Raw genomic sequence first — 15,309 nt, 5'->3', positions numbered from 1 at the left:
ATTGAACTGAAATTCGATCCCGCACAAGGAAGGAGAACGTATGACGTCCATCCGGCAATCTCTACATCACATGAACCAAGACGGACACCCTCCCTTCTCCGCTGGGGAGCTTCAGCAATGGACGGAGCAGATCACGGCCCATCCTTACCGTAATTATCTCTATTCCTATCCGCACAAAACCGCTTACCGTGAGCTTGATCCGCCCGTCTCATTAGAGGAGCTGTGGCGGGATGAGCCTGCGGAGAGTTTGTTCTTATATATGCATATTCCGTTCTGCGGCGCGCGCTGCGGCTTCTGCAATCTGTTCACGCTGCCTGATAAAAGAGCGAATGTGCACGCCGAATACGTTGACGCACTGGAGCGGCAGGCGAGGGAGTGGGCGGTCTTCACAAAGCACAAGCCTTACGCGCGCTTCGCCATCGGCGGCGGAACGCCCAGCCTTCTGGCTCCCGCACAGCTGAACCGGCTGTTCAGGATTGCAACGGATATCATGGGGGTTGATCTTAGAACCACCTCTATCTCCGTGGAGACCTCACCCGAAACGCTGACGGAGGAGAAGCTGACGATTCTGAAGGAGCATACCGTGGACCGCGTCAGTATGGGCATCCAGAGCTTCGTGGCCGCCGAGTCGGCTGCGATCTACCGCCCGCAGGACCCCGAGGTGGTCTACCGTGCGCTGGAGCTGCTGGGGCAGTTTGATTTTCCCATTCTCAATCTGGATCTGATCTACGGACTCCCGGGGCAGACGGTGGACTCGTGGCTCTATTCGCTGAACCAGGCGCTGCTGCATGAACCGGAGGAAATCTTCCTCTATCCGCTCTACACCCGTGAGCATACGATTGTGAAGCCGGGCGACCTGGTGAACCAGCTGGATATCCGTCACGAATGCTATGAAGCGGCACGTGCAGTGCTGGCAGAGCGTGGCTACCGCCAATACTCGATGCGCAGATTCGCCAAGGAGGATGCCGGGACAGGCAAGAATATTCTCGACTACAGCTGCCAGGAGGAAGGGATGGTCGGCCTCGGCTGCGGCGCGCGTTCCTATACCCGGAATGTTCATTATGCCTCCCGCTACGGCGTCAGCCGCAAGGCCACGGAGAGCATTATCGCGGATTATGTTGCAGCCGAGCGTTATGATACGGCCGATTATGGCATCGTGCTGAGCCTGGACGAGCAGAAACGGCGGTTCATTCTAAAAGCAATCCTGCACAGCGAAGGACTGACAATTGCGGACTATAACCAGCGGTTCGGGACTACCCTATGGGAGGATCACCCCGAGCTTGGCCTCTTGGTACAGAGCGGGTTCGCCACGGATGATGAGGGCATTCTGCGGCTGACTCCTGATGGGCTGGGCTACTCCGATTCCATCGGTGACTGGTTCATCTCCGGCGCAATCCGCGAGCAGATGAAGGAGTTCATCCTGCCATGAAGGCAGTCCTCTACTACCGGGGTTCCCTCTCCTCCTGTAATTATGACTGCCCATACTGCCCCTTCGGCAAAACCAAAGACAGCGCCTCCACCCTCGCCAAAGACCGCGCAGGTCTTGAGACCTTCGTCCGCTGGGTGGCGGAGCAGGGGGCTGCAGGCCACCGCCTGTCTATTTTTTTCAATCCGTATGGCGAGGGCTTGACGCACCGCTGGTACCGGGATGCGCTGATCACGCTGTCCCATATGGAGCATGTGAACAAGGTCGCCATCCAGACCAATCTGTCTGCCCGGCTTGATTTCACCGCTGAACTGAACCCGGCCAAGGCAGCCTTCTGGGCAACCTATCATCCGGGTCAGGTCAGTGAGGAGCGGTTCCTGGCGCAGTGTATGAGCGTATACCGCCGGGGGATTCCTTTTAGCGTAGGCAGTGTGGGGGTGCATAGTGCCTTCCCGGCTATCGCCTCGCTGCGTGCGGCCTTGCCGGAGGACGTGTATCTGTGGGTTAACGCCTACAAGGACAAGCGGGATTATTATACGGCGGAGGATATAAGCTTCCTGAGCGGGATAGACCCGCATTTCCAGATTAATGCCATGGACTACGAAAGCCTGGGCGCCAGATGTAATGCCGGCAGCAGCGTATTCTACGTGCAAGGCCCCGGCCTGGTGAAGCGCTGCTACAAGGACCGCGCGGTCATCGGCAACCTCTATCGTGACGGACTGGAAGGGCTGGCGGCCCAGCGTAGCTGCCGCATGAAGGTCTGTGACTGCTATATCGGCTATATTCATATGCCGGAGCTTGGCCTGGAGCAGATCTACGGCTCCGGCCTGCTGGAGCGGATTCCTTACGGCGCAGGGAGGACAGAGTAATGACTACTGCTAAGCTACAGGCACACAAGACCTCTGCCGGGTTAACGATTTGGCTTACCGGTCTGTCGGGAGCGGGCAAGTCTACGCTTGCCGCGCTGCTGACAGACCGGCTCCGGGAGCAGGGGCAGGCGGTGGAATGGCTGGACGGCGATGAACTGCGGCGCAGCTTGGGCCGTGGACTCGGCTTCAGCCGCGAGGACCGGTTCGAGAACATCCGCAGAGCGGTCTACCTCGCCGGGATGCTGAACCGGCATGGCGTGATTACCGTGGTCTCGGTGATCAGCCCTTATGCTGAGATGCGCAGCTATGCCCGGCAGGAATTGCCGGGCTTCGTCGAGGTCTATGTGGACTGCCCGCTTCCCGTCTGTGAAGCAAGGGATGTGAAAGGGCTGTACGCCAAGGCCCGCTCCGGTGAGCTTCCGGCCTTCACCGGGATCTCCGATCCTTATGAAGCTCCAGCTGACCCGGAGCTTACGCTGCACACAGCTGAGCACACACCGGAGCAATGCATGGAAGAGCTGATCAGCTGGCTCACAGAGCATCGGCTTTATCGGCTGTGATGGAATAGGAGAATACAGAATAAGGAGGGGCGTTAATGCCCCTCCTTTGTTTATTTAGCGTGTATCCGGGAAATTCAAGCGCACTAGTGCACCTCATTTGCTCGTTTAGTGCGCATCTGGGGAATTCAGGTGCACTAATGCTCCTCATTCGCTCGTTTAGCCAGCATCCGCTGCATTCAGGGGCACTAGTGCTCCTCATTCGCTCCTTTCGCGCGCGTATGCTGAATTCAGGTGCACTAATGCACCCCATTCGCTCGTTTAACGCGCATCTGGTGAATTCAGGGGCACTAGTGCACCTCATTCACTCGTTTAGCGCGCATCCGCTGCATTCAGGTGCACTAATGCTCCTCATTCGCTCGTTTCGCGCGCATCCGCTGCATTCAGGTGCACTAATGCTCCTCATTCGCTCGTTTAACGCGCATCCGCTGCATTCAGGTGCACTAATGCTCCTCATTCGCTCGTTTCGCGCGCATCCGCTGCATTCAGAGGCACATTGGGACAGATTGTATGCGAAAAACCGAACACAATTGCTGATGCGCGGGTATGCGGGCCCAATGTATGTGAAAAACCGAATACAATAGTGTAGGTAGTTTCGTCTTATTAATCCACTCCGGATTATTTGCGCGAGTTAGATTGGCGGCGCAGGAGAATCACTGCGGCGGCTCCCAGGACTACGATTCCGGCTCCTGCTCCGGCGTATGGCAGCCAAGGTGCAGATGTGGTTTTAGGCTCGGATGTTGAGTTATTTTCAGAAACTGGAGGGTTTGCTGAGGTTGGGTTGTTACCAGAGACCGCCCCTGGATCATCAGCGATCCCGGGCGGCTCCGTGGGCGAGCCCCCTGACATTCCAGCGCCTAGCTCATTCAGGTCTTCCTCGGCACCAGAGAACAATGCGGTCCGGCTGCACAAGCTGACTGTAAGCTTAGCAGTTCCTCCCTCACCCGCTGCTTCCTCTCCGCCTGCATATACGATGTAGCGTTCACCCTTAGTGAACTCGAAGCCGCAGCTTGCCCCCGACAATGCAGTAGTTACAGTCACCTTCTCCCCCACTTCGCCCTTCCACCGCGCTCCCACTTGAAAGGTTGCCTGCACCGGATCAGCGCTGGACTGCATAATTTTAAATTTCTCTTTAATCGAAACTACTGTTCCCTCAAAAACAGCTGCACTCTGCTCCATTGCTTCCAGCGGTGAAGCAGGCACTGCGCAAGAACAGGCATAGGTCACCTGCGGGCGTACAGTCAGCAGTGTCATGAAGACAATCAGCGCACAGAGAACCATTAACCAGGCGCTCCACATTTTCCTTTTCATTACCATCATCACGCTCCTCATAACCCTCAGACGGAAGCTTCCAGAGAAAGGTTACTCTACGGACCAAAAAGTCCCGTCCGGCAAAACAGCCGCAGCTAATCCCCGGCAAGACCACCAGGCACTATGCTGCGGCTGTAACCTGTATCTTCACTCCATCATCTACTCCCCCGCTTCAAGCTCCCGCGCAATGGCAGTGAGCCGCTGCATTCCCTCGCGCAGCAAGGCTTCACTGGCAAATGAGTAACTCAGGCGCAGCCAGGGCTTCATCTCCCCCAGAGGATCGCAGAGCTCACCGGGAACGAAGGAGATGGATTGCTCCAGGCAACGGGCCAGCAGCTTAGTGACCGGAATACGGTCCGGCAGCTTGACCCACAGATTAAGTCCGCCCTGCGGGGTGATCCATTCCCAGCCGGTGGCCGCGAGCTCCTCCTCCATAATCTCCTTGTGCACCTGCAGAGCAATCCGCAGCTTGCCGAGATGCTGCTGCAGGCGCGGTGAGGTGTAATAATGCAGAAAAATCTTCTGATTCAGCAGCGGAGTCCCGTTGTCCGCCAAGGACTTAGCGGCGATTAGCCGTTCCATGAACGGGTAACGGCAGGCCACTGCGCAGATCCGCAGGCCGGGAGCCACGTATTTGCTGAAGCTGCTGATATAAATGACCCAGCCCTCCGTATCATAGGCGAAGAACGGCGGGGGCGGCTCTTCCCCGAAGTACATGTCACGGAACGGATCATCCTCCACGATCAGGCAACGGTAGCGCTCTGCAAGCTCCACCAGCAGCTTGCGCTGCTTCGCCGGAATCGTATACCCCGTCGGGTTATGATGGGTCGGGTTGATGTAGAACATCCGCGGCTTATACCTGCGCATTACTTCCTCCACCGCCGCCAGATCATAGCCCTGCGGCGAGATATCCACAGCTACCAGCCGCGCTCCTGCCCGCCGAAAAATATCCAGCGCCACACTATACGTAGGCCGCTCCACCAGCACAGCATCCATCGGGCCAAGCATGATTCCGGCAATCAGATTGATGGCCTGTTGTGCGCCTGAAGTAATCAGCAGCTCACGGGCCGACAACTGGAGCTTATACCGCTCCTCGAAATGGCTGCTCAGCGTAACACGCAGCTCTTCATCCCCTTCCACGGAGGAGTAGGTGCCCATGACCTTCGGGTAGAGATCGAATACTTTTTTGACATAATCGGACAGGAACAGGTTCGGCAGCAGCCCCGGATCAATCAAGGCCTGAGAGAACTGGTACGTGACCGGCATCCGCTGAATATCCGACATCGGGCTCCTGACCATATACCCCGGTACTGCCGCCCCTTCGTCCACCGTAGGGTCCAACCTGCTGCCCAGGGCCACATAATAACCGGATTTGTCTTTGACATACAGCTTGCCGCTCTCGGTCAGCGCACGGTAGGCCTTGAACACTGTCAGCCGGTGAACCCCCAGCTCCTCCGCCAGCAGCCGGATCGACGGCAGCTTATCACCGGCCTTCCACTCCCCGCGCTCCATCCGGTTCAGCATGAACTCATAGACTTGGCGGAATAAGGGATTATTCTGCCCGGCACCCGCTATTTTTTTCATCAACCTGCCGCCTTTCTGCAACATATACCGGGGTCGCCCCCGCTCCATCGCTCAATCTTCACTCGACACAGCTCCCTCTGACGCTTGCTGACTTCTACATATCCGCGCACGTCCAGCGGCTAACTTCTCTTTGCCCTATTGTACAGCATTCCCTCCCGCAACTGTTCTACTATCTCCAATCTGTTCTGTGCCTATGAGGCTATGATTAACTGAAATCTTGTACGAGGGTGGCACATTACCACCGCAAAGGGGAACTGAACCATGATTCTGTTAGCTTATTCACTTGTCTGTCTGATCTTCGGCACTACCTTCCTGGCCATCAAAATCGGCGTAGACGCCGGAGCGCCGCCCTTCTTCTCTGCGGGTCTGCGTTTTTTCGTGGCGGGTGCGGTGCTGTTCCTGTTCATGGTTCTTAGAGGCAAAGCCCGCTTCTCCCTGCTGCTGCGCAAGGAAATGCTGCTCACAGGAGCAGCCCTGACCTTCGGCACCTTCGCCGCGCTCTACTGGGCGGAACAATATGTATCCTCCGGGCTTGCTGCCGTATTGTCAGCCACCGGACCGATGATGATTCTGCTGATGCAGACGGTTTTCCTGCGCCAAAAAGCTCCCGCCTACTCCCTGCTCGGCTGTATCATCGGGTTCACCGGAGTCCTGCTGCTGGTGCTGCCCAGCCTGGCGGCTGACGTTACCCCGCTCTGGCTGATCGGCTGTGTGGTGGTGCTGATTGGGGAACTCTGCTACGCGGCGGGGGCAATCTATTCCAAAAAAGTAACCACAACCTTCTCCGGGGAGTCCCCCGTGGCTCTGAACGCTGCCCAGATGATGTACGGCGGAGCGCTGCTGTTCATCATCTCCCTGTTCACTGAGCCGCTGCACCCGTCCTTCCTGTTGTCATTTAAAACCGCAGGTTCCCTGCTCTACCTGACCGTTGTCGGCTCCATGGTCGGACATACGCTGTTCTATTGGCTCGTCTCCAAGACGAATCCGGTTTTTCCGTCCACCTGGCTGTACATCTCGCCGCCGATTGCCGTTGGGGTAGGCTTCCTGTTCTATAACGAAGCGGTCACCTGGGTAACGCTGCTTGGCGTGTTCACGATTATATTCGGAACCATCCTTGTGAATGCCGGCGCACTGAAGCAGCTGTTCTTCAAGCCTAAACCGGTAATACCCGTTCTGCCAAAAGCAAGCGTTGAACCCCTGCTTCAGGAGTAACTGCTGCGCTTCTCCCCAAACACAAACAGCCTGCACCCCGACTTAAAGGGATACAGGCTGTTCTGTTATCTTCACGGGCTTCACGCCAATGGGCGTCTACGGCTGCTCTTCTGAACTGAAATACAAATTCAGCGGCAATTCCTTATCGCTCTCGGAGCTATTGACCATTCTGTAGGTGATGAATAGCTTATTCTCACCCTCGCCGTGCGTCCAGTACTCTTCTGCTGCCCCTGTCAGCGGCTTCAACGGGAAGGTCATCCCGTCAATCGACTGGAGTGATTCCTCTACTTTGTCAGCCTCTGCCTCATCCCCTGGTTTGTATTGGCTCAGGAAATCACGTACTAGTTCTCTCGCATCCTCATACCCGCTGTCCGATCTGGGAAAAACCGTCCCGATCCGGTAACCGGTAATCTTACCGTTTGTGACATCTGCTGTCATCTGCTGGATGAATTCTTTTTGATTGACGGTCAGTTTTTCGTCCAGCATCAGTGTACCCAAGGTTGTATCGTACGCTTGAGCAGCATCCTTCATTCCCAAAGTAGTAAGCCCTTCTTCAAGCGGTTGCTTGAATACGGCCCGGTGCTTCTCTACCTGTGCGAACAGCTCGTTATATTGGGGTGTATCCTTGCTGCAGCCCGCTGTTAATAAGGAAAGAACCACTATTCCACAGATGAGCAAAAAGTATGATCGTCTCAAATGAACCTACCTCCTTCCAAGGATACCGCCGGTCGCCGCCCCGGATGCCATACCATGTTCATCCCAGCTTTATGATTCTACTGCATATTTCAGTAACATATTGATCATGGGTAACGATTATAATCGTTTTTCCTTCGTCATTAAGCTCTTTTAGAATCCTCATGATCTCATTCCTATTCTCCGCATCCAACGAGCCTGTAGGTTCATCAGCTAATATCATTTCAGAAGGTTTTAATAGAATTCTTGCGATAGCAACCCTTTGCTGTTCTCCACCCGAAAGTTCATGTATCTTTTGTTTAAGTGAAATCTCTAGACCCATCCGCTTAAGGACAGCCATTTTCATTTTTCGCTTTTCTTTCTTTCCTACATTAGAATACATAAGTGGTATTTCCAAATTATACTCAACGGTTTCATTATCAATTAATGCATAATTTTGAAACAGATACGAGATCTTTGTCCGGAGAAGCCTGTTTCTACGGAGGGGACCAATTCTCTGATCTTTCTCGTCAAACAATTTGATCCTGCCGCTATCAGGTTTTTCAAGTAACCCAAGGATATTCAATAGGGTCGTCTTCCCCGAACCGCTTTTCCCCGTAATAGCTACCATCTCCCCTTTTGAGACGGTCATATTGATATTATCTATGACTTTATGATTATTATAATTTTTACATATATTAACAAGTTCACATATAGTATTCATATCTTTAATTCCCCCCCTTTAAAACTTTCACTTTGTTTTTCTTTTCTATGAGTAAAATCGCTACGGAAGAAGCTATAAAATCGAACAATAGCAAAATAGCTGCTACTATTAGCATTCTAGGCTCAATTCCTCTATTCATAACACCACAGATCACTATTTGAACTAACCATACGAGTGAAAATAAAATGGCGTATTCCTTATAAGTTCTGAAAAAACCTGTACCAAATAATCTTCGGACGATAAGCTTATGTTGGTTTTTGTTAAAATAAATGATAATATTCTGAGTTGTAAGCAATATGAAGCCTGACGCTAGTCCCAACATAGTAAGAAGGCTTTCCTTCATCGCATTTTGCTTTTGGTAAATTTCCTCCAAAATATATTGATCAATCGTAACCAAGTGTTTTAAATTATCGTCCACTTTCAATTCTTTAAACTTAGGCTCCAGCATTTTATACGTTAACAGCGGATCTCTATTCATCAGTTTTATTTTCAAGGGATCTCCCGGCCCCCGGCCTAATATGGTATCTCTGTCTGTGAGCACACTATTGTACTCTGTTACAACCTCAATAATTGGATCAACTATAACATTATGCTCAGAAGGAAATACTTTCGGATTAAAACTAAATATCTTTTGATTATTATTAATCCACTTGATGTCAATTTTTTGATTTTTTATACGATCAGGAATCACTTTTTTATAAAACCCCTGATCATTTTCCATATTGTTTTTTCTCATATTTAGAAAGAAACTTAATATCTCTTTTTCCTTGTCCCGATATTTTTCAGGCACCAGCAATATCCAATCGCTTGTATCCTCAGAGATTTGTACAGCCTTATGATCGATATCAAAGACTGGAAACTCTTGCAGGTAGTTATTGTTTGTCTTTATAGAGCGTATTCCTTTCCAATTCCGGTCTAAAAGAAGTTGATCTTCCTCATAACTTTGTGTTTCTATTAATATTGCCCCCATCTTATTCAACATAAAATAAAGCTCATCATGCGAAGTTAATTCAAATAAGGAATCACTTCCAAATATTCTATCTCCGTCATAGCCATTGTTTACAGGATAAAGTACACCGTAGTCCTTACTATGCTCCCAATTCTTTAATTCGTGCTGCTTATCATTAATAGATGTATATTCCGCCCATGTTGAAAGTCCTATCAAGACCAAAAGGATGGAGCAACCAACCTTAATAAGCATATTCAACACAAATATATGATTCGTGTATTTGTAATGTTTAATAATACTAATTATCTTAATTCTCATAATATACAAATAGGAAATTAGTGAAAGGATTATCAGTAGAACAAAAACTTTAAACTGGTTAAAAAGTACTGTGTATATAAATATGTAAGTAGTATTTTTTACTAGTAGGGCTAGAAGTAGCGAAATTGCAGCAGAAAATATAAACACAAATGTTATAAGTCCACCTACCAAAATATACCATAAACGAACATTTGAGACGCCATGCATTTTCAGTATTCCTATTCTTCTGGACTCATTGAACAAGTAGTAGATAAGTAAAACCACTGCAAATCCATAAATTGCATAGCTTAAATAGGTTAAAATTGTAATCCAGGGAAAGGTAACAATGCGTATTTCATCACCATTTGAATCTTTTACAAAATCCTCAGCAGTAAAAATACTATCATTTTTGTTATAATACTTATTCGCCTTATCCACAAATAGGTTTATAAAATCATTAAAAGCTTTGTCGTCAGCTGCTTCTGCATAGTATGTTCCTTGAACAGGAAAAATCTCATAAGATGATTGTAGCGGCTTTATGCTGATTCTGTTGTTATCTCCGAAATCTCTAATTTCACCAATCTGATGACTACCTTCTAAATGAACTGTGGATAAATAGAAATTAGTTTGTTTGGTGTCTGCTTGTGTTAGATATCTTCCCTGGGTAAGCTTAAAATGATTAAAAAGATCTGTGCTGGCTGTCAGCAATATATATTTAAAAATCTCTACTTCATCGTTCTCTTTATAATTAATACCGGCCCGTAAAATATTCACTTTGGAAGCTTCTGCTGCTGAAGCTAATATCGGGTAAACCTCTTCAGGACTTGCAAATCCGGGTAAATTCGGAATTACAAATTCTTTGCCCACGGTTTGTTCTATATTTTTAACCTTCTCAAATTCTTCATAATCCGTTTGAAGATATGCAGTATAATAAGAAAACAAAAAAGCTGCTACTAGAAATAGTAAGGATATTTTTTTCAAGTTCAACAATCTCCTTATAAGAAAAAGGTGTGATACTCCACTTCAAAAGTGGAATATCACATCATTTTAATGATGACTTTTATTATTTTTTATAGACATCCCAGTATGCATATCCTGTGCTGCTTTTGTTACCATAGATCTCGGATTTAGCTGTGGTTTTTGCATATTTCCAACCACTTGTATGAGATTCACTTCCTAATTTGGTCGAAGCTTTATGCGACAACTCAGAATGGTCATATTGTGACCATACATGCTTTTGATTTCCAACTTTTTCAGTTCCGTAGTTCCAGGTTCCGCCACCCACACTTGTACTTGCGAACGGAGTAATCATTGCATTGGTTAATTTTACAGAACCGCTTGTTGCTCCATTTGCACTGGCAGCCATGGCTGGTGTTAGTGATGATAAGGTAAGTACTCCTGCTATTACTATTGAACTTAATGTATGTTTTTTGAACATTTATGAACCTCTCCTTATAAATTTTTGAGTTTACACAGATAAAGTTAAAATGTAAAATGCTACATAGGTTCTTAGATACCCACCCAATCAAAAACTTTCTCAGGGTCAAGATATGGAGGTATATAGGAGCCTTTTTTCCATATTCGGCGGCCTAATATTTGACATAATTCTTCTCACCTCCTTTCTTTAATATTAATCAATAAATATCAAATACAAATTTATGAAATAAAAGGAAATATATTAACGATATGTTCTATCATTCCATATATTCCCTAACAAAAGCTTAACATACCAGATATTGTTATTCAATACTTTGGTGTCTAATTATGGGCAAAAACATCATTTCATGTTATATCAGACAATAGCGAATTCCCCGGTTCAGTTACGATTCACATCACAAAACAAGGGCCTCCCTAAAGTCCGGCAGGACTTCGGGAAACCCTTGTCTGTGATCATGTTATGCGCCATTCATCATTCTATTCCCATGCGTCACCCGCTGCTCATTCGCCGCTTAACGGGTGCGCCCGTGGTTTCTGAGCAGCTCGCTGTTATCCTTCGCCTTCTCATCAACAAGGCTGCCAGGCCGGTCGCCTTCCTGTCTTGCGGCTTCCTGAGCCAGCCGATCCTCCTCATCCTGGAGCCTGCGTTCCGCGGTATGATCCGGCATCTTGTCGATGCCGTTACGCGTGCCTGAATACAGATCTCCTGTCATTCCCGGCCGCTTCATATCCTCCACTGCGCTTCGCTCCGGGAGGTCATGCTCCGTAGCCGAATTCATCGTATCCAGCCCCCTATCATGCCGGCCTTCCAGACCTGAGCCATTGAACGCTGCATCCACCGCATCTGTTACGGAGTCCCGAGGAGCATTCATTTCTGCAGCTGTTCCGGCAGTCCCCGCATCCCTCATATAGCGGTCAGCATTCGCCGAATTATGGTTGCGGAATACAGTGTATACGTCCTTTTCGCGGGAGATATCTGCATCCACCATGACCAAAATGCGGCCTTCGTCCACATAGTTGTCATAGCTCGCAGCTTCATCCTCCGGAATGCCTAATCCGATCAGCCCGCCGACCAGACCACCCGTTCCGGCCCCTACCGCAACGCCTGTTAAGGTGGCTGCAATCGGCCCCGCTGCGATAATCGGCCCGATTCCCGGAATCGCCAGAGCGCCGATGCCTGCCAGCAGTCCGGTCACACCGCCGAGCAGACCGCCTGTTGCTGCGCCGGTAGCCAAGCCCTCCGGCACTTTGGTCCCCGTCTCATCATTGATCGCTTCCACATCGCGTTTATTTCTTGCTATCACTGAGATATCCTCTGTCAGAAAGCCGTGCGCCTTCAAGTCTTCAATAGCCCGTGAAGCTTCATGCTCTGTATGGAACACACCTACAATTTTCTTATTCATAACGATTCCCTCCTGGTAGCTGATTTAGGTAGTTGATGGTTTAACTCTCGCTTTACTTTCACATCCCTTACTTAACCAAACCCTTCTCCGCGAAACTGGTAACTTTCGATCTTGAGCCGGGTTCCGCAAAAAAATTTATGAAACAGGAATTTGCCCGCCGGACACATTTTCCACAAATTCAGTGGTTTGAGGTCAGCTTAGATTACACTGAATTCTCCGGTTCATGGCAGTTATTAAGCCTTTGGGAACAATGCTCTAATCTCCTTACAGCGCCTCCAAAAGAGACTATACTCCTCGTATAACAAGTAAGCTACTCTTATAGAATTCAGGGGGAAACCGCGATGAATATGCGTCTAAAGGTGCTTAAGAAGCATCTGCTCTTCTGCTGCAGTGAGCACTGCAATAACCAGGATGTAGAGGATGTCATGCAGGAATTCAAGGAGCAGCTGGTGGAGCAGGCGATCAACAAGACGGTCAAAATCAACAAAACCAGCTGTCTCGGCCTATGCGGCAACGGCCCTTTTGTCATCGTGTATCCGGACGGGGTCTGGTATTACAATGTAACGACGGAGGATGTGGCCCGTATCGTGGAGGAGCATCTGGTGAACGGACAGCCGGTAGAAGAGCTGGTTATGCTCAAAATGGAAGCCTGATTCCCAGCAGCCCCAGCCAGCCTGCCTTCAGCCTCATACTCCCAGTCCCTCCCCTTTCCGGGCTGGGACTATTTGCGGTTGTCCGGTCCTCCTCCTTCTGAGGTATACTAGAGGTATATGTTCATTAGGAGTGCCATCATCCTTTTAGGAAATGAGGCTGCAAGCATGACTGTATTCAAATATAACGCCCATCGCCCTCACCGGGCCAATCCTGACTTATATCTGCATTACTGGGGCCAGGAGCAGTGCGCACCCGGTCATTCATTCGGACCCGGAGTACGCAACCTGTACAAAGTCCACTTCATTCACGCCGGAACCGGCAAGGTAACCGTCGGTGAAGCCACCCATACATTGAACGCAGGGCAGGCCTTCCTCACTTATCCGCATGTGGTCACGCATTATGCCGCAGATCAGGATGATCCTTGGCTGTATTCCTGGATTGCTTTTACCGGGGAGGAGGCAAGTTATCTGCTGGGACGGACTTCGCTTACCCCGGAGCAACCGGTGTTCCCGATGGATCAGGTGCTGATGCCCTCGCTGTCTGCCAGGTTATCGGAGACGGGAAGCAGCGGGGAGCTGCTGGACCTGCCGCTGAAGGTGATGCTCTATGAGTTCTTCGCCCTGCTGCTGCGCACGGTCCCGGCTGCCGACAGCCCGGCTCCTCGCAGCAGAAGTGTCTATGTGGAGCAGTGCCTCCATTACCTTCAAGCCCACTACGCCGAGAATGTGACGATGGAGAGTCTGTCCGCTTCCCTGAAGCTGGACCGCAAATATATGTCGGCGCTGTTCAAGCGGACGGTGGGCTTGCCGCCGCAGCAATATCTGCTCCAATTCCGTATGTCCAAAGCCTGCGAGCTGCTGACAGAGACAGGCTGCACCATCGGGGAGATCTCGCAATCCGTGGGGTATCAGGATGCTTTGCTCTTTTCCCGGATGTTCAAGAAGGTGAAGGGCTGCTCGCCCAAAGAATACCGGCTCCGCCATGCAGATACGGACATTGTGCTATAAAAATCATCCTTGCTGACATACGATTGAAAGCGTTTATCCGCTACAATTAGGGAGGTATGAAGTCCCGTACAACTTAAATTTAGGAGGAATCCAATATGTATATCGCCAATCCTGAACGCTATGACACGATGAAATATAACCGCACCGGACGCAGCGGCCTGCTGCTGCCGGCCATCTCCCTCGGGCTGTGGCATAATTTCGGGGGCAATGATGTCTTCGAGAACGGCCGCGCTATGGTCCGCCGGGCGTTTGACTTAGGAATCACCCACTTCGACCTCGCTAATAACTACGGTCCGCCCGCCGGCTCTGCCGAAGAGAGCTTCGGGCAGATGCTGAAGAAGGATCTTGCCCCTTACCGCGATGAGCTGATCATCTCCAGCAAAGCAGGATACTATATGTGGCCCGGCCCTTACGGTGAATGGGGCTCCAAGAAGTATCTCGTCTCCAGTCTGGATCAGAGCCTGAAGCGGATGGGGCTGGATTATGTAGACATCTACTACCACCACCGTCCAGACCCGAATACGCCGCTGGAAGAAACCATGTCCGCCCTCGACCTGCTGGTACGCCAGGGCAAGGCGCTGTATGTGGGCCTCTCGAACTATAAACCGGAGGAAGCGCGTGAAGCCGCGCAGATTCTCCGCCGCCTGGGCACGCCTTGCCTGATCCATCAGCCGAACTATTCGATGATGTCGCGCTGGATCGAGGACGGCCTGCAGGATGTGCTGGAGGAAGAGGGCATCGGCACCATCGCCTTCTCCCCGCTGCAAAAGGGGATTCTGACCGACCGCTACCTGAACGGCATCGCAGCCGATTCCCGCGCAGCCGGACCGAGTGTCTTCCTCTCGGAGAAGGAGCTCACGCCTGAGGTGCTTGCCAAGGTTGGCAAGCTGAACGAGATTGCGGCTGCACGCGGACAGAAGATGTCCCAGCTCGCCTTATCGTGGGTACTGCGCGGCGGCAAGGTGACCTCTGCACTGATCGGGGCGAGCAAGATCAGCCAGATCGAGGATGCCGTAGCTTCACTGAATGCGCCTGAGCTAAGCGCGGAAGAGCTGGAGCAGATTGAGACGATTCTGCGCGGATAAGCCGGGGCGGATACTGCACCTGCCGAACCTACAGATCACAGATACCAGATCACAGATTACAGATCCTAGATCACAGATATGACGGCAACCCTGCCCACCGCTCGCGGTGGTGCAGGGTTCTT

The 15,309-nt window shown here is 50.6% G+C and carries 13 protein-coding genes and 1 pseudogene; 7 read left to right on the top strand and 7 right to left on the bottom strand.

The window, feature by feature from the left end; translation table 11 throughout:
* Positions 1 to 70 precede the first annotated feature (70 nt).
* The 3 genes from MKY86_RS03975 to cysC are packed head-to-tail and all read left to right on the top strand — an operon-like array spanning position 71 to position 2,855.
* Complete coding sequence (locus MKY86_RS03975) at positions 71 to 1,429, top strand: STM4012 family radical SAM protein (protein ID WP_076079506.1); 1,359 nt, start codon at positions 71 to 73, stop codon at positions 1,427 to 1,429.
* Positions 1,426 to 2,295, top strand: a complete 870-nt coding sequence (locus tag MKY86_RS03970) for an STM4011 family radical SAM protein (protein ID WP_076079504.1) — start codon at positions 1,426 to 1,428, stop codon at positions 2,293 to 2,295. Before MKY86_RS03975 ends, MKY86_RS03970 begins: the two co-directional genes overlap by 4 nt.
* On the top strand, positions 2,295 to 2,855 hold the full coding sequence (gene cysC, locus MKY86_RS03965; RefSeq protein WP_076079502.1) for an adenylyl-sulfate kinase: 561 nt from the start codon (positions 2,295 to 2,297) through the stop codon (positions 2,853 to 2,855). Before MKY86_RS03970 ends, cysC begins: the two co-directional genes overlap by 1 nt.
* A 615-nt stretch (positions 2,856 to 3,470) precedes the next feature.
* Here the strand turns inward: cysC and MKY86_RS03960 are convergent.
* Together MKY86_RS03960 and MKY86_RS03955 are read right to left on the bottom strand one after the other, a co-directional pair.
* Positions 3,471 to 4,163: a hypothetical protein gene (locus tag MKY86_RS03960; protein WP_143803729.1), complete on the bottom strand. Its 693-nt coding sequence runs from the start codon at positions 4,161 to 4,163 to the stop codon at positions 3,471 to 3,473.
* A 159-nt stretch (positions 4,164 to 4,322) separates the two neighbouring features.
* Positions 4,323 to 5,747 (bottom strand): aminotransferase-like domain-containing protein, encoded by a 1,425-nt coding sequence (locus MKY86_RS03955; protein WP_076079496.1) that lies wholly within the window; start codon positions 5,745 to 5,747, stop codon positions 4,323 to 4,325.
* 261 nt (positions 5,748 to 6,008) lie between these two features.
* On the opposite strand from MKY86_RS03955, the gene MKY86_RS03950 reads away from it, so the two are divergent.
* Positions 6,009 to 6,959 carry a DMT family transporter gene (locus MKY86_RS03950; RefSeq protein WP_076079494.1) on the top strand — a complete coding sequence of 317 codons (951 nt, stop codon included), beginning with the start codon at positions 6,009 to 6,011 and terminating at the stop codon, positions 6,957 to 6,959.
* Between the two features lie 96 nt (positions 6,960 to 7,055).
* Here MKY86_RS03950 and MKY86_RS03945 read toward each other — a convergent pair whose 3' ends face one another.
* The 5 genes and pseudogenes from MKY86_RS03945 to MKY86_RS03925 all read right to left on the bottom strand — a co-directional run.
* A complete protein-coding gene (locus MKY86_RS03945) occupies positions 7,056 to 7,655 on the bottom strand; it encodes a hypothetical protein (RefSeq protein WP_143803728.1) in 600 nt (199 codons plus the stop codon).
* A 58-nt stretch (positions 7,656 to 7,713) separates the two neighbouring features.
* On the bottom strand, positions 7,714 to 8,355 hold the full coding sequence (locus MKY86_RS03940; RefSeq protein WP_076079490.1) for an ABC transporter ATP-binding protein: 642 nt from the start codon (positions 8,353 to 8,355) through the stop codon (positions 7,714 to 7,716).
* Between the two features lie 4 nt (positions 8,356 to 8,359).
* Positions 8,360 to 10,582: a DUF1430 domain-containing protein gene (locus MKY86_RS03935; protein WP_076079485.1), complete on the bottom strand. Its 2,223-nt coding sequence runs from the start codon at positions 10,580 to 10,582 to the stop codon at positions 8,360 to 8,362.
* An 82-nt stretch (positions 10,583 to 10,664) separates the two neighbouring features.
* Entirely contained in the window at positions 10,665 to 11,039 is a 375-nt protein-coding gene (locus MKY86_RS03930; protein ID WP_076079484.1) for a lactococcin 972 family bacteriocin, read from the bottom strand.
* 907 nt (positions 11,040 to 11,946) lie between these two features.
* Positions 11,947 to 12,441 (bottom strand): annotated as a pseudogene (locus MKY86_RS03925) (general stress protein); the annotation flags it as partial.
* 341 nt (positions 12,442 to 12,782) lie between these two features.
* Between MKY86_RS03925 and MKY86_RS03920 the strand changes: the two are divergent.
* The 3 genes from MKY86_RS03920 to MKY86_RS03910 all read left to right on the top strand — a co-directional run bounded on the left by MKY86_RS03920 (position 12,783) and on the right by MKY86_RS03910 (position 15,187).
* The gene (locus MKY86_RS03920) at positions 12,783 to 13,094 is read left to right on the top strand and encodes a (2Fe-2S) ferredoxin domain-containing protein (protein WP_076079482.1); all 312 of its coding nucleotides are present in this window, start codon (positions 12,783 to 12,785) and stop codon (positions 13,092 to 13,094) included.
* A 165-nt stretch (positions 13,095 to 13,259) separates the two neighbouring features.
* On the top strand, positions 13,260 to 14,102 hold the full coding sequence (locus MKY86_RS03915) for an AraC family transcriptional regulator (RefSeq protein ID WP_036723222.1): 843 nt from the start codon (positions 13,260 to 13,262) through the stop codon (positions 14,100 to 14,102).
* Positions 14,103 to 14,197: 95 nt separating this feature from the next.
* Entirely contained in the window at positions 14,198 to 15,187 is a 990-nt protein-coding gene (locus MKY86_RS03910) for an aldo/keto reductase (RefSeq protein ID WP_076079481.1), read from the top strand.
* Positions 15,188 to 15,309 lie beyond the last annotated feature (122 nt).

The organism is Paenibacillus sp. FSL R7-0333, from assembly GCF_038000365.1.
In the GTDB taxonomy this organism is placed as follows: domain Bacteria; phylum Bacillota; class Bacilli; order Paenibacillales; family Paenibacillaceae; genus Paenibacillus_AQ; species Paenibacillus_AQ silagei.
This window is presented reverse-complemented; position numbering and strand designations above follow the sequence as displayed.